This is a genomic window from Chitinimonas viridis (genome assembly GCF_030409555.1).
GTDB classification, from domain to species: domain Bacteria; phylum Pseudomonadota; class Gammaproteobacteria; order Burkholderiales; family Chitinimonadaceae; genus Chitinimonas; species Chitinimonas viridis.
In genome coordinates, this window is the sequence record NZ_JAUFPU010000018.1 from 1,090,535 (window position 1) to 1,111,234 (window position 20,700).

The 20,700-nt window shown below is 62.9% G+C and carries 17 protein-coding genes; 9 read left to right on the top strand and 8 right to left on the bottom strand.

Translation table 11 applies throughout. The annotated features are described in order from the left end of the window. Positions 1 to 6: 6 nt before the first annotated feature. Entirely contained in the window at positions 7 to 978 is a 972-nt protein-coding gene (locus tag QWZ03_RS17970) for an NAD-dependent epimerase/dehydratase family protein (protein ID WP_290333981.1), read from the bottom strand. Beyond that, a complete protein-coding gene (locus QWZ03_RS17975) occupies positions 975 to 1,739 on the bottom strand; it encodes a glycosyltransferase family 2 protein (RefSeq protein WP_290333983.1) in 765 nt (254 codons plus the stop codon). Before QWZ03_RS17975 ends, QWZ03_RS17970 begins: the two co-directional genes overlap by 4 nt. A 215-nt stretch (positions 1,740 to 1,954) precedes the next feature. Here QWZ03_RS17975 and waaC point away from each other — a divergent pair, with 215 nt between their 5' ends. Genes waaC through QWZ03_RS17990 form a run of 3 tightly spaced genes read left to right on the top strand, consistent with a single transcriptional unit; the run spans position 1,955 to position 5,169 of the window. Beyond that, positions 1,955 to 2,914, top strand: a complete 960-nt coding sequence (gene waaC / locus QWZ03_RS17980) for a lipopolysaccharide heptosyltransferase I (RefSeq protein ID WP_290333984.1) — start codon at positions 1,955 to 1,957, stop codon at positions 2,912 to 2,914. Continuing rightward, the gene (gene waaA, locus QWZ03_RS17985; RefSeq protein WP_290333985.1) at positions 2,911 to 4,170 is read left to right on the top strand and encodes a lipid IV(A) 3-deoxy-D-manno-octulosonic acid transferase; all 1,260 of its coding nucleotides are present in this window, start codon (positions 2,911 to 2,913) and stop codon (positions 4,168 to 4,170) included. The genes waaC and waaA overlap by 4 nt, the downstream gene beginning before the upstream one ends. Before the next feature lie 42 nt (positions 4,171 to 4,212). After that, positions 4,213 to 5,169: a ribonuclease Z gene (locus tag QWZ03_RS17990; RefSeq protein ID WP_290333986.1), complete on the top strand. Its 957-nt coding sequence runs from the start codon at positions 4,213 to 4,215 to the stop codon at positions 5,167 to 5,169. Between the two features lie 38 nt (positions 5,170 to 5,207). Here the strand turns inward: QWZ03_RS17990 and QWZ03_RS17995 are convergent, their stop codons facing one another. Further along, positions 5,208 to 5,654 (bottom strand): DciA family protein, encoded by a 447-nt coding sequence (locus QWZ03_RS17995; RefSeq protein WP_290333987.1) that lies wholly within the window; start codon positions 5,652 to 5,654, stop codon positions 5,208 to 5,210. Between the two features lie 108 nt (positions 5,655 to 5,762). Between QWZ03_RS17995 and QWZ03_RS18000 the strand changes: the two genes are divergently transcribed. Together QWZ03_RS18000 and secA are read left to right on the top strand one after the other, a co-directional pair. Next, the gene (locus QWZ03_RS18000) at positions 5,763 to 6,671 is read left to right on the top strand and encodes a M23 family metallopeptidase (RefSeq protein WP_290333989.1); all 909 of its coding nucleotides are present in this window, start codon (positions 5,763 to 5,765) and stop codon (positions 6,669 to 6,671) included. 171 nt (positions 6,672 to 6,842) lie between these two features. Continuing rightward, positions 6,843 to 9,551, top strand: coding sequence for a preprotein translocase subunit SecA (gene secA, locus QWZ03_RS18005; RefSeq protein WP_290333991.1), 2,709 nt, complete (start codon positions 6,843 to 6,845; stop codon positions 9,549 to 9,551). 625 nt (positions 9,552 to 10,176) lie between these two features. Here secA and QWZ03_RS18010 read toward each other — a convergent pair. Together QWZ03_RS18010 and QWZ03_RS18015 are read right to left on the bottom strand one after the other, a co-directional pair. Continuing rightward, positions 10,177 to 10,782, bottom strand: coding sequence for a response regulator transcription factor (locus QWZ03_RS18010; RefSeq protein WP_290333993.1), 606 nt, complete (start codon positions 10,780 to 10,782; stop codon positions 10,177 to 10,179). Positions 10,783 to 10,810: 28 nt separating this feature from the next. Continuing rightward, positions 10,811 to 13,126 carry a PAS domain-containing sensor histidine kinase gene (locus QWZ03_RS18015; protein WP_284195689.1) on the bottom strand — a complete coding sequence of 772 codons (2,316 nt, stop codon included), beginning with the start codon at positions 13,124 to 13,126 and terminating at the stop codon, positions 10,811 to 10,813. Positions 13,127 to 13,436: 310 nt separating this feature from the next. Here QWZ03_RS18015 and QWZ03_RS18020 point away from each other — a divergent pair, with 310 nt between their 5' ends. From QWZ03_RS18020 to QWZ03_RS18035, 4 genes are all read left to right on the top strand, one after another. Beyond that, positions 13,437 to 14,438, top strand: coding sequence for a TRAP transporter substrate-binding protein (locus QWZ03_RS18020; protein ID WP_290333994.1), 1,002 nt, complete (start codon positions 13,437 to 13,439; stop codon positions 14,436 to 14,438). A gap of 141 nt (positions 14,439 to 14,579) precedes the next feature. Then, entirely contained in the window at positions 14,580 to 15,551 is a 972-nt protein-coding gene (locus tag QWZ03_RS18025) for a tripartite tricarboxylate transporter substrate binding protein BugD (RefSeq protein WP_290333995.1), read from the top strand. A gap of 86 nt (positions 15,552 to 15,637) precedes the next feature. Beyond that, positions 15,638 to 16,099, top strand: coding sequence for a tripartite tricarboxylate transporter TctB family protein (locus QWZ03_RS18030; RefSeq protein ID WP_290333996.1), 462 nt, complete (start codon positions 15,638 to 15,640; stop codon positions 16,097 to 16,099). 41 nt (positions 16,100 to 16,140) lie between these two features. Next, on the top strand, positions 16,141 to 17,646 hold the full coding sequence (locus QWZ03_RS18035; RefSeq protein ID WP_290333997.1) for a tripartite tricarboxylate transporter permease: 1,506 nt from the start codon (positions 16,141 to 16,143) through the stop codon (positions 17,644 to 17,646). Between the two features lie 28 nt (positions 17,647 to 17,674). On the opposite strand, the gene QWZ03_RS18040 is transcribed toward QWZ03_RS18035, so the two are convergent. The 3 genes from QWZ03_RS18040 to dapF form a co-directional block, all read right to left on the bottom strand. Beyond that, positions 17,675 to 18,571 (bottom strand): tyrosine recombinase XerC, encoded by an 897-nt coding sequence (locus tag QWZ03_RS18040; RefSeq protein ID WP_290333999.1) that lies wholly within the window; start codon positions 18,569 to 18,571, stop codon positions 17,675 to 17,677. 48 nt (positions 18,572 to 18,619) lie between these two features. Next, positions 18,620 to 19,276 (bottom strand): DUF484 family protein, encoded by a 657-nt coding sequence (locus QWZ03_RS18045; RefSeq protein WP_284195695.1) that lies wholly within the window; start codon positions 19,274 to 19,276, stop codon positions 18,620 to 18,622. A gap of 270 nt (positions 19,277 to 19,546) precedes the next feature. Continuing rightward, on the bottom strand, positions 19,547 to 20,380 hold the full coding sequence (dapF, locus tag QWZ03_RS18050; RefSeq protein ID WP_290334000.1) for a diaminopimelate epimerase: 834 nt from the start codon (positions 20,378 to 20,380) through the stop codon (positions 19,547 to 19,549). Positions 20,381 to 20,700: the final 320 nt, after the last annotated feature.

A 20,700-nucleotide genomic window follows, 5' to 3' on the forward strand; every position in this document is an offset into this window, starting at 1 on the left:
TGGGTGTCAGTGCGGGTGGCCGTGATACTGGCGGAACCAATCGACAAAATGCCCTAGCCCTGTGCTGAGCGGGGTCAGCGACTGCGGCCCTATCAGGGCTTGCAGGGCGCTGGTGTCGGCACAGGTTGCATGGACATCGCCGGCTTGCAGGTCGAGGTAGCGTTTGTGGGCGGTGCGGCCGGTGAGGGTCTCCAGCTGCTGTATGAGTTGCAGCACAGGTATGGCCTGTTGCTGGCCCAGGTTGAGCAGGCGATGCGGCGCCCCAGGGCCGCTGGGTGCCAGCGGCAGGATGGCCAGCATGGCGTTGACGATATCGTCGATATAGCTGAAGTCTCGTTGTGACTGGCCATGGTTGTAGACCGTCAGATCGCGGCCGGCCAGGAGGGCTTCGGTAAACAACCAAGGTGCCATGTCGGGCCGGCCCCAGGGGCCGTAGATGGTAAACAGGCGCAGGCCGCTGCAGGGCAGGCCATAGAGTTGGGCATAGCTGTAGGCCATGGCTTCGCCGGCCTTCTTGGTGGCGGCGTAGAAGCTCTGCGGCTGATCGGTACTGGCCTGCTCACTGAACGGCGCCTGGGCGTTGCCATAGACACTGGACGAGCTGGCGTACAGCAGATGGCGCACCGGGTGCTGGCGACAGGCCTCCAGCACATTGGCCATGCCGACCAGATTGGATTGCACATAGGCTTGCGGCGCGACCAGCGAGTGGCGCACGCCAGCCTGGGCGGCCAGGTGGATGACGGCGTCGAACGCTTCGTGCCGGAACAGCGCCAGCAGGGCAGGCGCATCGGCGATATCGCCCCGGACAAAGCGAAAGCCGGCCTGGGTGTGCAACTGTGCCAGCCGCGCCTGCTTGAGGCTGACCGGGTAGTAGTCATTGAGATTGTCCAGCCCCACCACCTGATGGCCTGCCTGGCATAAGGCCAGGGCAGTGTGCATGCCGATAAAGCCGGCGGCACCGGTCAGCAGGATTTTCATGGCTTGCGCTCATCATGCTGGCGCCAGTGCTCCATCAGCTTGGCGTATTTGACGAAGGCAAAGAAGCTGCCGATGGCGATATGGGCAAAGCCGGCTGCGCCATCCTGCCAGCCGCGCTTGAGCAGATAAAAGCGGAGAAAACGCGCCAGTGGGGCCCCGAGCAGCTTGCCCGGCCCGACCCGGCGGCCTTGCTGGAACAGGGCGTGGGCCTGGATATCGGTGTAGCGGTTCTGTTTTTCCAGATAGCTGGCCAGGCGCTCGGCCGAGTCGTGCAGCAGGTCGCCCCGCAGTTCGCCTGCCCCCTTGGGGCAGAGCACATGCTCATGCACGGCATGTTCGGTCCAGTTGGCCTGGCGACGGTCGAACAGGCGGATATTCCAATCCGGGTAGCCCTCGCCGTGGCGCAGGTAGCGCCCGAAAAAGCGGTTGCGGCGGGCGATGCGGTAGGCGCCGTGGCTGGGTTGGGCCAGCGCACTGCGTATGGCGCCGGCCAGCTCCGGTGTCAGGCGCTCATCGGCATCCAGGCACAGCACCCAGTCATGGCTGGCCAGGCTCACGGCCAGACGCTTTTGCGGGCCAAAGCCGAGAAAATCCTGCCGGGTGACACGGGCACCGTAGCGCTCGGCCAGGGCCAGGGTGTCGTCGCTGCTGCCCGAGTCCACCACGATGATCTCGTCCACCAGGGCCTGGGCCGAGTCGAGGCAGGGGCCCAACTGGTCGGCGGCATTCTTGGTAATGAGGACAAGACTGAGTTTTTGCATGGCTGCGAATTGACTATGTAGGGGGCGAGGTAGGGAGTGGCGCTGCCAATTCTAGCGCGCCAGCCCGATCTGCCACCGCATTCTCGCTTTGTCTGTGTTGTTTTCAGCGGGCTTGGTCTTGCCCGCCCCGCCAAGGAGTGGGAGCAGATGCACCTTGCGCTGTCTTTGTGGCGGTCGGGGATGGCCGGCAAGGGTCTGCCGCTTATAATCCGTCCATGTCCAAGATACTGCTGATACGGATGTCGTCCATGGGCGACATCATCCACAACTTTCCGGCCGTGACCGAGCTGCGCCGGCATTTCCCCGATGCGGTCGTCCACTGGGTGGTGGAGGAGGCTTTTGTTGGCCTGGCGGGTTTGCATCCCGGGGTGAACCGCATCGTGCCCTTTGCCCTGCGGCGTTGGCGCAAGAAGCTGTGGAACGGCGGCAATCGGGCCGAAATGCGGGCGTTCAGGTCGGCCATTGCCGAGTCGCATTACGATGTGGCCATAGACAGCCAGGGCCTGCTCAAGAGTGCGCTGGTGGGCAAGCTCAGCGGTGCTGCCTTGGTGGGCTATACCCGCCACACGGTGCGCGATCCGCTGGCCAGCCTGTTCTACGACCGCCGCTTCGATATACCGGCGGTGCATGTGATAGAGCGCAACCGCATGCTGACAGGCCGGGCGCTGGGCTATGAGCCCGAAGGCAGGCTGGACTACGGCATTGCGCCGCCGCAGCTGAGCCTGGACTGGCAACCGCAGCAGCCCTATGTGGTCTGCCTGACCGCCACCGCCCGCGATGCCAAGCTGTGGGATGAGGCCAACTGGATTGCGCTAGGCGAGTGGCTGCAGGGCCAGGGCCTGCAACTGGTCTTTCCCTGGGGCAGTGATGTGGAAAAAGCCCGCTCGCAACGCCTGGCGGCCGCCCTGCCTGGTAGCGTGGTGCCGCCCCGCTTCTCGCTGGTGGAAGGCGCGCGCCTGCTGGCCGATGCCCGTGCCGCCATCGGTGTGGATACCGGCCTCATGCACTTGGCCGCTGCCGTGGATACCCCCACGGTGGGCATATTCTGCGATTCCGACCCCCACCACGCGGGTGCCCGTGCCCGTACCTTCTCGCAAAGCCTGGGGGGGGTGCAGCAGCCGCCCGGCGTGGCCGAAGTACAAGCCGTGGTCAGCGCGGCCCTGGCGGCCCGATGAGCTGGCTGTGGCGCCTGCTCTACAGCCTGGCCTGGTATTTGGCCCTGCCGCTGGCCTTTGCTTATCTGTGGCGGCGTGGTGCCCGGCAGCCCGAATACCGGCGTGACTGGCCTGAGCGGCTGGGGTTTTATCGGCAGACCGTCACTGGCCCTGTCATCTGGCTGCATGCAGTGTCGGTGGGTGAGACACGGGCGGCACAGGTGCTGGTAAATGCCTTGCGGCTGCGGCATCCCGACCACCGCATCGTGCTGACACAGATGACGCCTACCGGCCGCGATACGGCCCGGCAGTTGTTTGGCGATAGTGTGACAGTGGCCTACCTGCCCTACGATCTGCCTGGTGCGGTTGGGCGCTTTCTGCGGCATTTCCGGCCCCGCTTCGGCGTGCTGATGGAAATGGAGCTATGGCCCAATCTGCTGCACGGCAGCGCCGATGCGGGCGTGCCGCTCTATCTGGTCAATGCCAGGCTGTCGGAAAAATCGCTGCGTGGCTACCAGCGGGTAAGCGGCCTGGTGGGCCCTGCCCTGACCCGCTTGGCCGGGGTGGCAGCCCAGGGACCACGCGATGCAGAGCGATTGGCCAGCTTGGGGGCGAAGGCCGTGCAGGTGAGCGGCAATATCAAGTTCGATTTTGAGCTGGATAGCGGCCTGACCGGGCAAGGGCGGCAATGGCGGCAGCATATGGGCGAGCGGCCGGTCTGGGCTGCCGCCTGTACCCGCGAAGGCGAGGAGGCACTGCTGCTGGATGCACTGGCTCGTCAGCCGCTGCCGGAGGGGGCCTTGCTGGTGCTGGTGCCGCGCCACCCGCAACGCTTCGACGAAGTGGCCAGCCTGTTGGCGCAGCGCGGCCTGCGCTATCTGCGCCGCAGCCAATGGCAGGGGGATGCCGCCGTGCCGGCCCAAGTACAGGTTTTGCTGGGCGACAGCCTTGGTGAGCTGGCCGCCTATTACGCGGCCGTCGATCTGGCCTTTGTAGGTGGCAGCCTAGTGGACCTGGGCAGCCATAGCGTGATTGAGCCCTGCGCCCAGGGCGTGCCCGTGTTGCTGGGGCCATCCAGCTTCAATTTCGCCGATGCGGTGGCCGAGGCTGTGGCCCTGGGCGCGGCGCAGCAATGTGCCGACGCGGACGCGGTAGTGGCGGGGGTGGCCAGCCTGCTGGCCGCGCCTGCTGCACGCCAGGACATGGCTCAGGCGGGCCTGGCTTTTGTGGCCAGGCATCGTGGCGCGGTGGCGCGGGTAATGACACTACTGCCCTGATCCCATTCTGGAGCAGGGATTTTCAGCGTTAACGAGTACATCATGGATCTGATTTTTCTAGGGACCTCTTCGGGTACCCCCACCAAGCAGCGCAACGTCACCGGCCTGGCCTTGCTGGAGGAGACGGGCAGCAACTGGTATCTGGTGGACTGCGGCGAGGCGACCCAGCATCAATTGCTGCATACCGCCCTGTCTGTCCATGACCTGCAGGCCATTCTGATTACCCATGTGCATGGCGATCACTGCTATGGCCTGCCCGGTCTGCTGGCCAGCGCGGCCATGCTGGGGCGCAAGCAGCCGCTGACCATCATTGCGCCAGCCGGTGTCGCGGACTGGATACGCGCCACTCAGCAGCTGACGGCCTTGTTCCTGCCCTATACCCTGCAGTTTCTGTCGGTCGAGGAGCTGGGCAGCTGGCAGCACAACAACTGGACGGTAAGGGCGCTACCGCTGTCGCACCGTGTGCCCTCTTATGCCTACTGTTTTACCGAGACCACGGTAGAGGCCACGCTGGACACCGCCCGCCTGGCTGCCGAGGGCATACCACCCGGCCCGCTGTGGGGGGTGCTGAAGAAGGGCGGCGAGGCGGTGCATGCAGGGCGTACGCTCAAGGGGAGTGACTACCTGCTGCCGCCACGTGCCCCTAGGCGCATCGTGGTGGGTGGCGACAATGACAATCCCGATTTGCTGGCCGAGGCCTGCGCGACAGCCCAGGTGCTGGTGCATGAGGCGACCTATACCCAGGATGTGGCCGACAAGGTGGGCGATGTGGGCCATAGCGCCGCCGCCAGGGTGGCTGGTTTTGCCGAAGCTGCCGGCCTGCCCCATCTGGTACTGACCCATTTCAGCGCCCGCTATCAGGTCGATATCAGTGCCTCGCCGTCGATAGACGATATCCGCGCCGAAGCGGCGGCGCAGTACCGTGGCCAGTTATGGTTGGCAGAGGATTTTGCCCGCTATCGCTTGAACAAGGCGGGGCAGTTGAGCCTGGTGCGCTAGTGCCAGTGCTATGGCATCGCGGGTTTTGTTGGCGGCGCTTATTCGAAGCTGTTTTTCCGCCGCCGCTTGGCGACCAGTGCGGCGAGGGCATCGCGCAGCGGTGACGGGGGCAGCGATTCGGCGGCGGCGTTGAGTGTGGCCAGGGCTTTGGGGCTGATCACCGGGGTGCGCTTAGGCGCTTTTTGCTGGTGAGGTAGCGGTTCTACTTGAATTCGGCAACGGATTGCGTTAATTTTCAAGCCCTTATCATTCAGCTGCATAATCAGGCGTGTTTCCATCTGCCTGAGTTTGGTGGCCACGGCGGCACTGCGGGTCGCCACCAGCAGGCACTCCCCCTGTATACCCACTACCTCGCTCAGGCCTGCCAGGCCGGCTGGTAGGGCTGCGCGCCATTGGGCGTCGAGCTGGCGTTGTGCTTGTGCCGCACGGGCCAGGCGCTGCAGTTCCGGGCTGGAGAGGAAGGTCTGGAAGGTGCGGGTACTCATAGGCTGTATTGTGCACGCTGGCGCAGTGAATCACTATTTTGCCGGTGCAAAATATGGGCACATTGCCCGGCGGGCTGAAGAAAACTGACAAAGGGCCGATAAGCAGGCATGAATATCATTCTGGTTTCCAATCGCCTCTCGCGGGCGGTGACGCTGGGTCCCCGCCACCTGTGGCTGGTGGCGGTGTTCTGTGCGCTGGCATTGCTGGGGTCGCTGACCCTGGCCAGCTGGGCGACGTATAACCTGACCCGTTCCTTCGGCATTACCCTGCCCTCCATCCCCGGCGTACCGGCTTCGCAGCAGGTGCAGATCGATGCGCTGGCGGTGCGGCTGGGCCAGATGCAGGCACAGCTGGTACGGCTTGATGGCCTGACCCGCCAGGTGGCCGACCGTACCGGCATTGATGGCCAGCCGTTCCAGAGCACGGTGGCGGCCCCGCAGGGTGGGGCGAGCTCCTCCTTGCCGGCACGCGACCTGAAGCTGAAGGAGCTGCAGGCCCTGGTGGGCAGCGCCGACAAGCGCATTGAAGATGCCATAGACCAGTACGACCTGTTCAACACCATACTGGTCCAGCGCAAGCTCAACGCCTTTCAGGCGCCAGCCAATCTGCCCACCGAGGCGGGTGTCCGGTCTTCGCCCTATGGCTGGCGGCTGGACCCGTTCAACGGGCGCCAAACTTTCCACGAAGGCATTGATTTCGTGGGGGATGTGGGTACGCCCATCATGGCGGCATCGGGCGGCAAGGTTAGCCGTGCCGAGTACCATGGCGAGTATGGTAATATGGTCGAGATAGACCATGGCAACGGTATCAGCAGCCGTTATGCGCATAGCTCGCAACTGCTGGTCAAGGAAGGCGATACGGTCAAGACCGGGCAGCGAATTGCGCTGCTGGGCAGTACCGGACGCTCTACCGGCCCGCATTTGCACTTTGAGATACGCTATAAGGATGTGCCGCAGAATCCGCGGTATTTCCTGCAACTGGCCAAGCCTGCCACGGTCAATGTGGCTGCAGATTGATTGTGCTGTATTGAATCTGTCGTGCCCTGCCCCCATCTGGGTTGGGCGATTCGGCAGCTTCGCTGGAACATGAACTGCACGGCGGATCGGTTTACTCCCGGTCCGCCGTGTTTTTGCGCACCTGCGCGATGACTTTGAACAAGCCTGACCGACAGGCCGCCTGGAAACACGATGATTGCTTCTCTCCTGAAGAAAGTATTCGGTAGCCGCAACGACCGGCTACTCAAGCAGTACGGCGTCAAAGTGCGCCAGATCAACGCACTCGAAAGCCAGATGCAGGCGCTGTCGGATGCCGAGCTGCAGGCCAAGACGCCCGAGTTCAAGGAGCGTCTGGCCAAGGGCGAGACCCTTGATGCCATCCTGCCCGAAGCCTTTGCGGTATGCCGCGAAGCCTCGAAGCGGGTAATGAATATGCGCCACTTCGACGTGCAGCTGATAGGCGGCATGGTGCTGAACGATGGCCGCATCGCAGAAATGCGTACTGGCGAGGGCAAGACCCTGGTCGGCACCCTGCCCACCTACCTCAATGCCCTGACCGGCAAGGGTGTGCATGTGGTGACAGTGAACGACTATCTGGCCGAACGCGATGCCAAGACCATGTCCAAGCTGTACAACTTCCTGGGCCTGACGGTGGGTATCAACCTCAGCCAGCTAGAGCACGACAAGAAGCAGGCGGCCTACGCCGCCGACATCACTTACGGCACCAACAACGAGTACGGTTTCGACTACCTGCGCGACAATATGGTGTTCGCCACCAATGAGCGGGTACAGCGCGGCCTGAACTTCGCCGTGGTCGACGAAGTGGACTCCATCCTGATCGATGAAGCCCGTACCCCTCTGATCATCTCGGGTCCGGCCGAAGACAGCATCGAGATCTACAGCCGCATCAACCTGGTGGCCCCCAAGTTGGTCCGCCAGGAGACCGAGGACGGCGAAGGCGATTTCTGGGTGGATGAGAAGGCCCACCAGGTACTGTTGTCCGAAGCCGGCCACGAGAAGGCCGAGCAATTGCTGGCTGCCGAAGGCCTGCTGGTGCCGGGCGATAGCCTGTACGCCACTTCCAACATCGGCCTGATGCACCATCTGTACGCCGCCCTGCGGGCCCACGCGCTGTATCACAAGGATCAGCATTACGTGGTGCAGAATGGCGAAGTGGTGATCGTGGACGAATTCACCGGCCGCCTGATGTCAGGTCGCCGCTGGAGCGAAGGTCTGCACCAGGCGGTGGAAGCCAAGGAAGGCGTGGAGATCAACAAGGAAAATCAGACCCTTGCTTCGATCACCTTCCAGAACTATTTCCGCATGTATGCCAAGCTGTCCGGCATGACCGGTACGGCTGATACCGAAGCCTACGAATTCCAGCAGATCTACGGCCTGGAAACCGTCATCATCCCGACCAACCGTCCGATGGTTCGGCGCGATATGAACGACCAGGTGTTCCGCACCGCGCAGGAGAAGTTCAACGCCATCCTGCTCGATATCAAGGATTGCCAGGACAGGGGTCAGCCGGTGCTGGTGGGTACTACCTCCATCGAAAACTCCGAGCTGCTGTCCAAGCAGCTTACCGATGCCGGTTACGCCCACAATGTGCTGAACGCCAAGCAGCATGCGCGTGAAGCCGAGATCATCGTGCAGGCGGGTAGCCCTGGTGTCATCACCATCGCGACCAATATGGCCGGCCGGGGTACTGATATCGTGCTGGGCGGCAATATCGAGCCGCGTATCCGCGCCATTGAAGTGGACGAGGCCCTGAGCGAGGCCGACAAACACCAGGCGGTGGAGAAGCTGCGGGCCGAGTGGCAGCAGCTGCACAACCAGGTGCTTGCCGCTGGTGGCTTGCATATCATCGGTACCGAGCGCCACGAAAGCCGCCGTATCGACAACCAGTTGCGCGGTCGTGCCGGCCGCCAGGGTGACCCAGGCTCCAGCCGCTTCTACCTGAGCATGGAAGACCCCCTGCTGCGCATCTTTGCTGCCGACCGTATCGGCTCGCTGATGCAGCGCCTGAACCTGCCCGAGGGCGAGGCCATCGAGTCGGGCCTGCTGTCGCGCGCCATCGAGAATGCCCAGCGCAAGGTGGAAGGCCGCAACTTCGATATCCGCAAGCAATTGCTGGAATACGATGATGTCGCCAATGAGCAGCGCAAGGCCATTTACGCCCAGCGTAACGAGCTGCTGGAATCGACTGATATTTCCGACACCATCACCAATCTGCGCGAGGGCGTGATCGGTGAGCTGGTGGACCAGTACATGCCGCCAGGCAGCATGGAAGAGCAGTGGGACGCGGCAGGCCTGGAGAAAGCGCTGGCCGAGTTCCAGCTGGATGTGCCGGTGGTGCAGTGGCTGAAGGACGAGACCTCGCTGGAAATCGAAGCGGTGCGCCAGCGCGTGGTCGAAGCGGCGCATGCCACCTACAAGCACAAGGCCGAGACGGTGGGCGTAGAAGTGCTGCGTCACTTCGAGCGGGCCTTGATGCTGCAGATACTGGACCAGCAATGGCGCGAGCATCTGTCCTCGCTGGATCACCTGCGCCAGGGCATACACCTGCGCAGCTATGGCCAGAAGAACCCCAAGCAGGAATACAAGCGCGAATCGTTCGAGCTGTTCGAAGGCTTGCTGATGCGCATACGCCGCGAAGTGGTGCTGCTGGTGATGACCGTGCAGATACGCTCGCAGGCCGATGTGGAAGCGCTGGAGCAGCATGAAGAGCCGGAGATGCAATACCACCATGCCGACTACGACGAAGCCTTGGCCAGCGCCAATGCCGAGCCCAAGGCGGCGGCACCGTCGGTACGCGGTTTCGACAAGATAGGTCGCAACGACCCCTGCCCTTGCGGTTCGGGCCAGAAGTACAAGCACTGCCACGGCAAACTAGCGTGAGCTGGTTAGACGTATAGGGAGGCCACTTCCTGATGCGCAATACAAAAACGCCGCAGCTTATCCTGCGGCGTTTTTGCGTTGTTCTGATTGAACTTGGGCCATACTGAACGTGAGGAAAAACTAGGGTGGTGGTATCAGAATGCGACTGAATGGCTGGCGTAGGCTACTTGTGGTGCTGACTATTTCATGGGTGGTTGTGATATCAACTATTGCGACTTATCAGATTTCAACGAAGACAAAAGGTATATTCTTCTTGTCAGCTAGCATACCGGCTGCCGAGTCCGCGCCTGCAGCCGAGGATGGATGCGAAGTAGCGTTAGATAATGAGGTGAAGCCGTGGTGTAAGAACTGGGAATATGATGTCCTAGTAAAGAGTGATGTCATTCTATGGGAGAGAATATGGCTGATGCTGCTAGCGATACCTATTGCTAACTGGCTGCTATTGGAACTCATAGTTCTTGCAATTCGATGGGTTATAAAAGGCTTCGTAAAAGAATCTTCCTAGGGGATGGATCCCATTTCCATACTAACAACCATATGTTGCTTAGCAACATCGTATGGCCAAATGAATAGCGTGCTAAGCATGTTGCATAAGCCGAGCACGCGTGTATCCGTAATTCGTTACTTAGCCTAACTCTTTCAAGAGATTGGCCAGCTCCACGGCCGACTTCACCCCCATCTTCTCCAGCACGCGGGCACGGTGGACTTCCACGGTCTTCATGCTGATGTCGAGCTCGTCGGCTATCTGCTTGTTGAGCTTGCCATCGAGGAACAGGGCCATGACCTCCTTCTCGCGCGGGGTCAGTTCGGCCAGCCGGCGTTCTATCTGGCGGCGGCTGTCCCAGGCAGCGCGGCGTTCGGTATCCAGCTGCAGGCAGTTTTCCACCAGGCTGACCAGGGCATTGTCGTCAAACGGCTTCTCCAGGAAATCCACGGCCCCCTGCTTGAGTGCTGCCACGGCTTGGGGCACGTCGCCATGGCCGGTCAGGAAGACGGTGGGCGGGGTATAGCCCTTGCCGGACAGGGTCTGGAACAGCTCCATCCCGCCCATGCCGGGCATGCGCAGATCCAGCACCAGGCAGGCGAAGCGGCTGGGATCGCGGTCGGCCAGCAAGGCGGCGGCGGATTCAAAGGAGGCAAGCTGGTGGCCGCGTGAGGCGAACAGCCATTTGAGGGCGTCGCGGATAGCGGCGTCGTCATCGACCAGGGCAATGCGGGGATCTGACGGCATGATGGACTCTCTGCTGGGGTTGTAGGCTTTATAGACGATGCACTAGCGAGGCGTTGGCGGCGCTGGGTTCGGGACGGCGTTCGGTAATGGGCAGGCTGACGATGAAGCGGCTACCGCCATCGGGGCGGGCCTCGACTACCAGACGGCCCTGGTGGTGTTCGACGATGGTGCGGCAGATATTGAGACCCATGCCCATGCCCTCGGCCTTGGTGGTGTAGAAGGGGCGGAACAGCTTCTCTACCTCTTCAGCCGGTATGCCGGGGCCACGGTCCGCCACGATCAGGTCCAGCCATTCACCGCGGCGGTGGGTCTCCACCGTCAGCTCACGGCTTTCCTGCGGGCTGTCGACCATGGCCTCGATGCCATTCTTGCAGAGATTGAACAGCACCTGCTCCAGCATGACCTTGTCGGCATACAGCTCGGTGTCATCAGCCTGCCGCAGCTCCACCAGCCGGACGTAGTAGCGGTTGAGCGGGGCGGCCAGCAGCGACAGCACGGTGTCGAGCAGGTCTCCCACCGCGCAGGCCGAGCGCTTGGGTTCACGCTTTTGCACAAACTCGCGTATGCCACGGATGATGGCGCCGGCCCGCCGTGACTGCTCGGCGATTTTTTCCAGCGCACCGTCGAGTTCGGTCGGGCTGATCTGGCCACTGCTGACCAGGTTGCGGCAGGCGGTGCTGTAGCTGGAGATGGCAGCCAGCGGCTGGTTCAGCTCGTGCGCCAGGCTGGAGGCGATCTCGCCCATGGCGATCAGGCGGGCGGTCTGCTGCAGCCGCTCGGTCTGTTGCCGCTCGCGGTCGGCAGCCTGCTTGCGTTCTGTGACATCGGTGGCGATATCGAGCCACACATTGGATTGATCCACCCACAGGGTTTCGCGCCTATGGTGCTGGTACCAGCGGCCCAGGATGGGGTCGTACCATTCGTCGTCCGGTTCGGCATGGCGCAGGGGCAGTGCGCACAGCGGGCCATCGGGCCGATTGAGGCGGAAGGCCTCGCGGAAGGCACGGTTGGACAGCAGCAGCTCGCCATTGCGTCGATCGGTCACAGCCACGGCGGCATCCAGGCCATTGAGCACGGCCACGAAGCGCTCGTGCGAGGCCTTGAGTGCTTCGCGTTCGCGCTTCAGCTCGGTGACGTCGGTCATGGAGGCAACCCAGCCGGTATGGCGACCGTCGCCATCGATCAGCGGGCTGGAGTACAGCCGCACATCAAAGCGTTCGCCACTCTGCCGTTGATAGCGCAGCGAGAAGCCGTTGACCGGGCACTCGCCCCGCAGGATGGCGGCAAACACCTGCTCGCACTGGCTGCGGGCCTCGGCCGGCCAGTAGGGAAACGGCGGGATACCACCCAGCAACTGCTCAGCATCGAAGCCCACCATGCGGCAGAAGGCCCGGTTCACATGCAGGGTCCTGCCCTCTCGGTCAGTGGCAAAGACCCCGGATACCAGTGAGTCCTCCAGCGCCTGGCGCATGTTCATTTCGCGCAGCATGGCCCGCTCGGCGCTGAGGCGTTCCCGCATATGGCGCTTGAGTACCCATAGCGACCACAGCATCAGGGCCGATAAGCCCGCCAGCACCCAGTAGAGCGCGTGCTGCCAGAACGGCCAGCCAGTCTGGAACACCTTGGCGCGCAGGCGCAGGCCATAGCCGGGCGGGTCGAAGGCGATGTCGTAGGACAGCGGGCCGGCATCGGGCACCGCCTGCTCTGGCCGGGCTGCCAAGGTCTGGCCCTCGATATCGACAAAGCCGATCTGGTAGCGCTTGGCGATCCACCACGGCACATAGGTGCGCAGCAGTCCCTTGAGCGACACCACGGCGACAAACGAGCCCAGCGTGCTGTTGCCCTGCACGGCCGGCACGGCCAGGGCGATGGCCTGGCCCGCACCGGGATAGTCGAATGGCGGGGTGCTGGCGGCCAGGCCGATACGGGCTGAGCGCTGCAAGGGCTCGATGGCGGCCGGGTGCAGCTGCAGCGGTTCCATGGCCTGAGCGGGGTAGCTCCAGATGGCGTCGCCGTACTCGTTGGTGAGGGCGATGGCCAGGATCTCGCTGTTGGCGGCCATGATGGTGCTGGCGCGGCCGTAGAAGGAGCCCTCGCTGAGATCGCCCCGGACGTAGTCGTGCGCCAGGGTCTCCAACTGATTCTGCCGGCCCACCAGTTCGCTGCGCAGGGCTTGCTCCTGCCACAGTACGTCTTCGATCAGCTCATCGTGCTGGCGTTCACGCTCGTTATGGCGGATAAACAGCAGCAAGGCCACGCCGACTGCAAGGAAGCAGATCAGCGCCAGGTTGGGCATGGCCCAGAGCCAGCGATCCGGCCGGGGCAGATGGGATTGGCGTTTCATTTTCCTGTTCAGCAGGGGTTGGCCTTATTGGGTCTTGCAGCAAGGGTAGGTTGCCAAGCGGGCCGGGGGGCGAGGCGGCCTGTAACACCTGGGAGGGGAGAGGCTCAGCACGAGCCGGGCCGCAGGGGACGCCAGTGCGTTGTGGGCTTTTCCTGGTCGCCAGGGAGTGCAGGTGGCGTCTCCGCCAAGTACTAACCTTATGGTGATGCTACGGCGCTGCCGCTTGGGGCTTTCCCTGATAATCGGCAATTGAGCTGACGCAGGGACGTCAATTTCATCTAGATTATCTGAAACTATCCGGAGACATACCATGCGCTTGGCACCCCTGTTGCTCGCCGCACTTTTGGCCGCTACCGGTTTAGCCCATGCCGATGGCCCTATCCTGATCAAGTTCAGCCATGTGGTGGCGCCAGATACACCCAAAGGCCGGGCTGCCGAAAAGTTCAAGGAACTGGCCGAGAAGCTGACCGCCGGCAAGGTCAAGGTGCAGGTCTATCCCAATAGCCAGCTGTACAAGGACAGGGAAGAGCTGGAGGCGCTGCAGATCAATGCGGTACAGATGCTGGCGCCGTCCTTGTCCAAGTTCGGCCCTCTGGGCCTGCGCCAGTTTGAGCTGTTCGACCTGCCGTATATCTTCCCCAGTGACAAGGTGCTGTATCGCGTGATGGATGGCGAAATAGGCCAGCGCCTGTTCAAGCAGCTGGAGCCCCGTGGCATGGTCGGCCTGGCCTACTGGGATAACGGTTTCAAGCATTTCTCGGCCAACAAGCCCCTGCGCAAGCCCGATGACTTCAAGGGCGTGAAGATGCGGGTGCAATCATCCAAGGTGCTGGAGGCGCAGATGCGAGCGCTGGGCGCCCAACCGCAGGTAATGGCATTCTCCGAGGTGCATAGCGCGCTGCAGCAGGGCGTGGTGGATGGCACCGAAAACCCGGAGTCGAACTTCTACAGCCAGCGCATGTACGAGGTGCAGACCCACCTGACGCTGTCGCAGCATGGCTATCTGGGCTATGCGGTGGTGGTGAACAAGCGCTTCTGGGATGGCTTGCCGGGAGAAATTCGGCAGCAACTGGGCGAAGCCATGCGCGAGACCACGGTGTTTGAGCGGCAACTGGCCGATCAGGAGAACCGCAAGGCGCTGGAGGCCATCCGCGCTGCCAAGACCACCGAGATCTATTTGTTGCCCACCGCCGACCGTGAAGTGCTGCGCAAGCGCATGCTGCCGGTACATACGCAATTCATGGATGTCATCGGGCGTGATCTGGTGCTGGGCACCTACAAGATTGCCCGCGAGGTGGCGGCCAACCCCTAGTCCGCCAGCTGCGCGCCCGGGTACCCGGCGCTGTGTCCGGGGGCAGGCATGTCCCGGATGGTGCCATTCCCTTAGGCTGGTAGCCTGCCCATGGCCTGCCAGCCTGTTGCAACACCCGTCAGATAAAACAGGAGACAACACATGACCTCACGCTACGCCAAACTCTGGGCCGCCGCCGCGCTGGCTGCCATCGGGATTGCCCAGGCGGCCTACCCGGAAAAGACCATCACCATGGTGATTCCGTTCGCCGCAGGCGGCCCTACCGATACCGTGGGCCGACTGTTCGCCCAGTCCATGAGCAATACCCTGAAGCAGCAGGTGATCGTGGAAAACGTGGGTGGTGCAGGCGGCACGCTGGGGGCTGCCCGCGTGGCGCGTTCGGCACCCGATGGCTACACCATCTTTCTGCACCATATTGGCCAATCCACCGCCCCCGCGCTGTATCGCAAGCTCAGCTATGACGCGGTAACCGACTTCGAGCCCATCGGTCTGGTAGCCGACGTGCCCATGACCTTCGTGGCCCGCAAGGATTTCCCAGCCAAGGATCTCAAGGAGCTGCTGGCCTATGTGAAGGCCAACAAGGACAAGGTGACCTATGCCAATGCCGGCCTCGGCTCGGCATCGCACCTGTGTGGCCTGTTGTTCATGAGCGCCTTGCAGACCGACCTGACCACGGTGCCTTACAAGGGTACCGGCCCGGCCATGAACGACCTGCTGGGCGGCCAGGTGGATTTCATGTGTGACCAGACCACCAACACCACCGGACAGATCAAGGGCGGCAAGATCAAGGCCTATGGCGTCACCACCAAGACCAAGGTGGAATCCCTGCCGAATCTGCCCACGCTGGACAGCAGCGGCCTGCCCGGCTTTGAGGTGGTGGTATGGCACGGCCTGTACGCACCCAAGGGCACCCCCAAGCCCATCGTCGACAAACTGGTGCAAGCTCTACAGATAGCCGGCCGCGATGCCACCATCAAGCAAAGGCTGGATGACCTGGGCACCGACCCGGCAGCGCAGAACCGCATGACGCCGGAGGCATTGCGCAGCCACCTCAAGGCCGAAATCGACAAATGGGGCCCGGTCATCAAGAAGGCCGGCGTGTACGCTGACTGACAGCCTGGATTCTGCAGACTGTGTTGATGGGCAGGGCGGCTGGGTTGGCCGCCCTTGCTACGCTGTAACGGCATGAGGAGCACTGCGTGGCATCGACGATACGCAATACCAAGGATTTCTTCAGCGGGCTGCTGTTCACCGCCATAGGCAGTGCCGCCTTGGTGCTGGCCCGCGACTACGAGATGGGTACCCTGCTGCGCATGGGGCCCGGCTATTACCCCAGCGTGCTGGCGGGCGGCTTGCTGCTGGTGGGCCTGATCTGCCTGGTGCGCTCCTTCAGGACCGACGGCACGCCCATAGGCCGGCTGGCCTGGAGGCCCTTGTTGCTGGTGGTGCTGCCGATAGCCTGCTTCGGCATCCTGATACGCGATGCCGGGCTGGTGCCGGCCATCGTGCTGCTGGTGACGGTCAGCGCCTATGCCAGCGAGCGCTTCAGCTTCAAGGCCACCGTGCCGCTGGCCTTGGGCATGTGTGTGTTCAGTTGGCTGATCTTCATCAAGGGCTTGGGCCTGCCCATGCAGTTACTGGGGCCCTGGTTCGGCTTCTGAACTGCCCGTGTTGCATCGTTACCCTAGCCTGAGAGGCCGCTATGGAGCTGTTGAGTAATCTGGGACTGGGATTCCAGTCTGCGCTGACGGTGCAGAACCTGTTGTACTGCCTGGGTGGTGTTTTTCTGGGCACGCTGATCGGTGTGCTGCCGGGGCTGGGCCCCATCGCCACCATCGCCATGCTGCTGCCGATGACCTTTACCCTGCCGCCGGAATCGTCGCTGATCATGCTGGCCGGTATCTACTATGGCGCCCAGTACGGTGGTTCCACTACCGCCATCCTGGTGAATCTGCCGGGCGAAGCTTCATCGGTGGTGACGGCGCTGGATGGCCACCAGATGGCGCGCAAGGGCCGCGCCGGGGTGGCACTCGCCACGGCGGCAATAGGCTCGTTCGCGGCAGGTACGGTGGCAACCGTGCTGATTGCGGTGGCCGCTCCACCGCTGGCCGAGCTGGCACTCAAGTTCGGCCCTGCCGAGTACGCCTCGCTGATGCTGCTGGGGCTGGTGGCGTCCATCGTGCTGGCGCATGGCTCATTGCTCAAGGCCTTTGGCATGATCTTGCTGGGGCTGCTGCTGGGTACCCTGGGCACCGACGTCAACTCGGGCGAGCAGCGCTTTACCTTTGGCGAGGCACGCCTGGCCGATGGCATAGGTTTCGTGGTGCTGGCCATGGGCATGTTCGGCCTGGGCGAGATCATCCGCAATCTGGAGCACGAATCCACGCGCGAGGCCATGATCAAGCATGTCTCCGGGCTGTGGCCCAGCAAGGCGGATTTCAAGCGCATGCTCTGGCCTATCTTGCGGGGCACCGGCCTCGGTTCACTGCTGGGCATCCTGCCCGGCAACGGGGCCGTGCTGGCGTCGTTCTCTGCCTATTCACTGGAAAAGAAGCTGTCCAAGCATCCCGAGGAATTTGGCCAGGGCGCCATCGAGGGGGTGGCGGGGCCGGAGTCGGCCAATAATGCCGGTGCGCAGACCTCCTTCATCCCCATGCTGACCTTGGGCATTCCTTCCAGCCCGGTCATGGCCTTGATGATAGGCGCCATGATCATCCAGGGCATCAGCCCCGGGCCGGCAGTGATGACCGAACAGCCGCAATTGTTCTGGGGCTTGATCGCGTCCATGTGGGTGGGCAATTTCTTCCTGATCATCCTCAACCTGCCGCTGATAGGCCTGTGGGTGAAGATGATCTCGGTGCCCTATCACCTGCTCTTCCCTGTGATACTGGTGTTCTGCGCCATCGGGGTATTCAGTGTGAACAATGCCGAATACGATGTCTGGCTGATGGCGGGCTTTGGGGTGGCCGGCTATGTGTTCTCCAAGCTGGAGTGCGAACCGGCGCCCATGCTGATGGCCTTTATCCTGGGGCCCTTGATGGAGGAATACCTACGCCGTGCCCTGTTGTTGTCGCGCGGCGACCCGCTGGTATTCCTGCAGCGCCCAGGCAGCCTGGTGATGTTGCTATTGGCGGCCGCAGCCATGGCCGTGGTGCTGTTGCCGGCCATACGCAAAAAGCGCGAGGAAGCCTTCCAGGAAGAGGAGTAAGCGAGGGCCTTGCGGCAGTTTGCGCAGCCTAGTTATCGGCTTCGTCGTCGCTGGTGTGGGCGCGGGGATGGGCGGCGTCGTAGACGCTGGCCAGATGCTGGAAATCCAGCCGGGTGTAGACCTGGGTGGTGGCGATACTGCTGTGGCCCAGCAGTTCCTGAGTGGCGCGCAAATCCTGGCTGCCTTGCAGGAAGTGGCTGGCGCAGGCGTGGCGTAGGCGGTGGGGGTGGAGGCGGTCGGCCAGACCCAACTTGGTGGACCATTCCGCCAGCCGCAGCTGCACGGCCCGGGTGCTCATGCGGCGGCCACGCTGGTTGAGAAACAGGGCGGTTTCGCCAGGCTGCACCAGGCTGGCGCGATCCATCAGCCAGTTGTCCAAGGCCTGGCGGGCGTAATCGCCTACCGGTACCTGGCGTGATTTGCCGCCCTTGCCCAGTACCTGCAGCGTCCGCCCTTCGTCGCGAAAATCCGCCAACCCGGCACCGACCAGCTCGGATACCCGCAAGCCGGCCGAGTAGGCCAGTTCATACATGGCGCGGTCGCGCCGGGCCAGTGGGTCGTCCTCGTCCAGGTTCTCCAGAAAGCCCTGGGCTTCGTCCACGCCTATGGGGCGGGGCAGCTTGCGGGCCGCTCGGGGCGCCTTGATGCCTTCGACCGGGTTGGTGGCAAAGCCCGCTTCACGCACCAGCAGCTTGAACCAGCCACGCCAGGCCGATAGGCGGCGGGCGATGCTGCGATGATCGTGGCCCTGCGATTTCATCCGCCTGACAAAGCCGCGGATTTCACGCGGGGTCAGGTTTTCCATGGCCGTGTCGCCGGCCAGCGAAAGCAGCAGCCGGGCATCTGCCAGGTAGGCAGCCCGGGTGGCGGGTGACTTGCCTTGCTCGCCGGTCAGGTAGCGGTCCAGGCGCTCCAGCGGCGTCATCGGCTGGCCCCGTCGGGCTGGCTACAGGGTGGCCGGAGCGGCATGGGCTTAATCCAGGCAGCGGCTCAGCGCAGCGGCCGACAGCTCGCCGATGCGGGCCAGGTAGAGCGTGCCCATTTCAGGGTAGAAGCGCTGCGGGTCTTCGCTGGCCAGTACCAGGATGCCAAAGGGAACGCCGTCGTTCTTCAGGGCCACCTGTGCGAACGATTTCAGGTGCGGTGCCGATTCACCCAGCCAGGCCATGACTTCATCGGTGACATAGGGGCCGCAATAGGGGGTATTCAGGCTTTGCGCCAGGGTCTTGATATCGTCGCTGGTGGGTGAGAACTCGCTCAGGGTCTCGTCCACCTCGCCGCCCCACAGGCGTACGGCCAGGTGGGGCACGCGGAAGTTCTCCTGCAGATGGTAGTTGAGCGTGCCCAGCACACCCGCCAAATCGCGCGATTGCAGCAGCGCCACGGTGAGCCTATGCACCTTGTCGCCTATCTGGTCGTTCTCTTCGCCAAACTGCAGCAGCTCACCCAGCTTGCTTTCCATCAGCTTGTTCCGCTCACGCAGGGTCAGTATCTGCCGCTCGGCGATGGGGATGGCGCGACCACCATGGGGGTGGGGAATGAAGATCTCCGCCACCAGGTCGGCGTATTCCTCAAAGAACTGGGGATGGGCCTGCAGCCAGGTTGCTACGTCGGTGGATTGGATCGTCATGTCGGGTCTCGGGTAAGGAAGGATTCAGGGCCTTGGCGCTTGCAAGTATTAGGGCGAAAGTCGTCGTATCGCAAGCACCGGCTTAGTGCCTGCGGCTGAACTCAGGTTGTGGCGGGGCGGTAAAGGACTGGGCAGCCCTGCTGCGGCATGTCTGCGCAGCCTGCAGCAGCGGGCTCGCTACTGATTGAATCCAGACCCCTGCCCTTGCGGGTGCCCGTCATGGTTTTGAATGGGTGCAGGTTTTCAACAACGTAAGTGCATAACAGGGGCTCAAAGTTCGATCTCACCCTCGAACACCGTGACGGCAGGCCCGGTCATCAGTACAGGCTGGCCCTCGCCTGCCCAACTGATGCTCAGCTCGCCACCCCGGGTGTGTACCTGCACGGTAGGGTCAAGCAAGCCACGCCGTATGCCGCTTACCACGGCGGCACAGGCGCCGGTGCCGCAGGCCAGTGTCTCGCCGGCACCTCGCTCGTACACCCGCAGGCGTATCTCACTACGGCTGGCAATCTGCATGAAACCGGCGTTGACCCGCTCGGGGAACAGCGGATGGTGCTCGATGATGGGCCCCTCCAGCGCCACCGGGGCGTTGTCGACGTTCTCCACGACCTGTACCGCGTGCGGATTGCCCATGGACACCGCGCTGATCTCCACCATACGTGCCGCCACCTTGATGCTGTGGCTGACTGCCTCATGCTCGGCAATAAAAGGGATCTCGGCCGGACTGAAGCGCGGTGCGCCCATGTCCACGGTCACCAGGCCGTTATCCTCCAGCCTGGGGGTGATCAGGCCGCGCGCCGTCTCCACCCGGATGGTGCGCTTGCCGGTAAGGCCGCGATCATGCACGAAGCGGACAAAGCAGCGGGCTCCATTGCCGCATTGCTCCACTTCGCCACCGTCGGCGCCGTTGAAGATGCGGTAGCGGAAATCGGCATCGGGATGGTGGGGATTCTCCACCAGCAGTATCTGGTCGCAGCCCACGCCGAAGTGGCGGTCGCCCAACTGGCGCAGTTGTATGGGGCTCAGTGCCAGGGCCTGGCTGACGCCATCAAGCACGACGAAATCGTTACCCAGGCCCTGCATCTTGGTGAAGCGAAGTTTCATGATGGTTTCCCTTGGGGGTTGCCATGGTTTAACCGTTGCAGCCAACGTCGTCAACCGGTCGGCGCTTTGAACAGGCTCTCCGCGCCTGTTGTGAACGTAAGGGCTGGAGATAGTGTAGCTAGTTAATGGTGATGACGAGCGCTAGCGAGGTTCCCTCGCCGAGCGAGGGCGGAGGGAGTGGATTAAATCAGGGAAGAGTGTGGGGTGGTGCTCGAATTAGCACTCGTTCCTCCCACACCCTTCCGGGTGTAATTGTCTGTTAGATCAAGGGTTTCGAGCTGATCCGCCTCGCCGAGCGCAATGCTCGGATTTGCGCAGGT

Bases quoted from the DNA above. Each gene is read 5' to 3' on its own strand.
- QWZ03_RS17970 (WP_290333981.1), bottom strand. From the start codon at position 978: ATGAAAATCCTGCTGACCGGTGCCGCCGGCTTTATCGGCATGCACACT.
- QWZ03_RS18045 (WP_284195695.1), bottom strand. From the start codon at position 19,276: ATGACGATCCAATCCACCGACGTAGCAACCTGGCTGCAGGCCCATCCC.
- secA (WP_290333991.1), top strand. From the start codon at position 6,843: ATGATTGCTTCTCTCCTGAAGAAAGTATTCGGTAGCCGCAACGACCGG.
- QWZ03_RS18040 (WP_290333999.1), bottom strand. From the start codon at position 18,571: ATGACGCCGCTGGAGCGCCTGGACCGCTACCTGACCGGCGAGCAAGGC.
- QWZ03_RS18010 (WP_290333993.1), bottom strand. From the start codon at position 10,782: ATGCCGTCAGATCCCCGCATTGCCCTGGTCGATGACGACGCCGCTATC.
- QWZ03_RS17975 (WP_290333983.1), bottom strand. From the start codon at position 1,739: ATGCAAAAACTCAGTCTTGTCCTCATTACCAAGAATGCCGCCGACCAG.
- waaC (WP_290333984.1), top strand. From the start codon at position 1,955: ATGTCCAAGATACTGCTGATACGGATGTCGTCCATGGGCGACATCATC.
- dapF (WP_290334000.1), bottom strand. From the start codon at position 20,380: ATGAAACTTCGCTTCACCAAGATGCAGGGCCTGGGTAACGATTTCGTC.
- QWZ03_RS18020 (WP_290333994.1), top strand. From the start codon at position 13,437: ATGCGCTTGGCACCCCTGTTGCTCGCCGCACTTTTGGCCGCTACCGGT.
- QWZ03_RS18035 (WP_290333997.1), top strand. From the start codon at position 16,141: ATGGAGCTGTTGAGTAATCTGGGACTGGGATTCCAGTCTGCGCTGACG.
- QWZ03_RS17990 (WP_290333986.1), top strand. From the start codon at position 4,213: ATGGATCTGATTTTTCTAGGGACCTCTTCGGGTACCCCCACCAAGCAG.
- QWZ03_RS17995 (WP_290333987.1), bottom strand. From the start codon at position 5,654: ATGAGTACCCGCACCTTCCAGACCTTCCTCTCCAGCCCGGAACTGCAG.
- QWZ03_RS18025 (WP_290333995.1), top strand. From the start codon at position 14,580: ATGACCTCACGCTACGCCAAACTCTGGGCCGCCGCCGCGCTGGCTGCC.
- QWZ03_RS18015 (WP_284195689.1), bottom strand. From the start codon at position 13,126: ATGAAACGCCAATCCCATCTGCCCCGGCCGGATCGCTGGCTCTGGGCC.
- waaA (WP_290333985.1), top strand. From the start codon at position 2,911: ATGAGCTGGCTGTGGCGCCTGCTCTACAGCCTGGCCTGGTATTTGGCC.
- QWZ03_RS18000 (WP_290333989.1), top strand. From the start codon at position 5,763: ATGAATATCATTCTGGTTTCCAATCGCCTCTCGCGGGCGGTGACGCTG.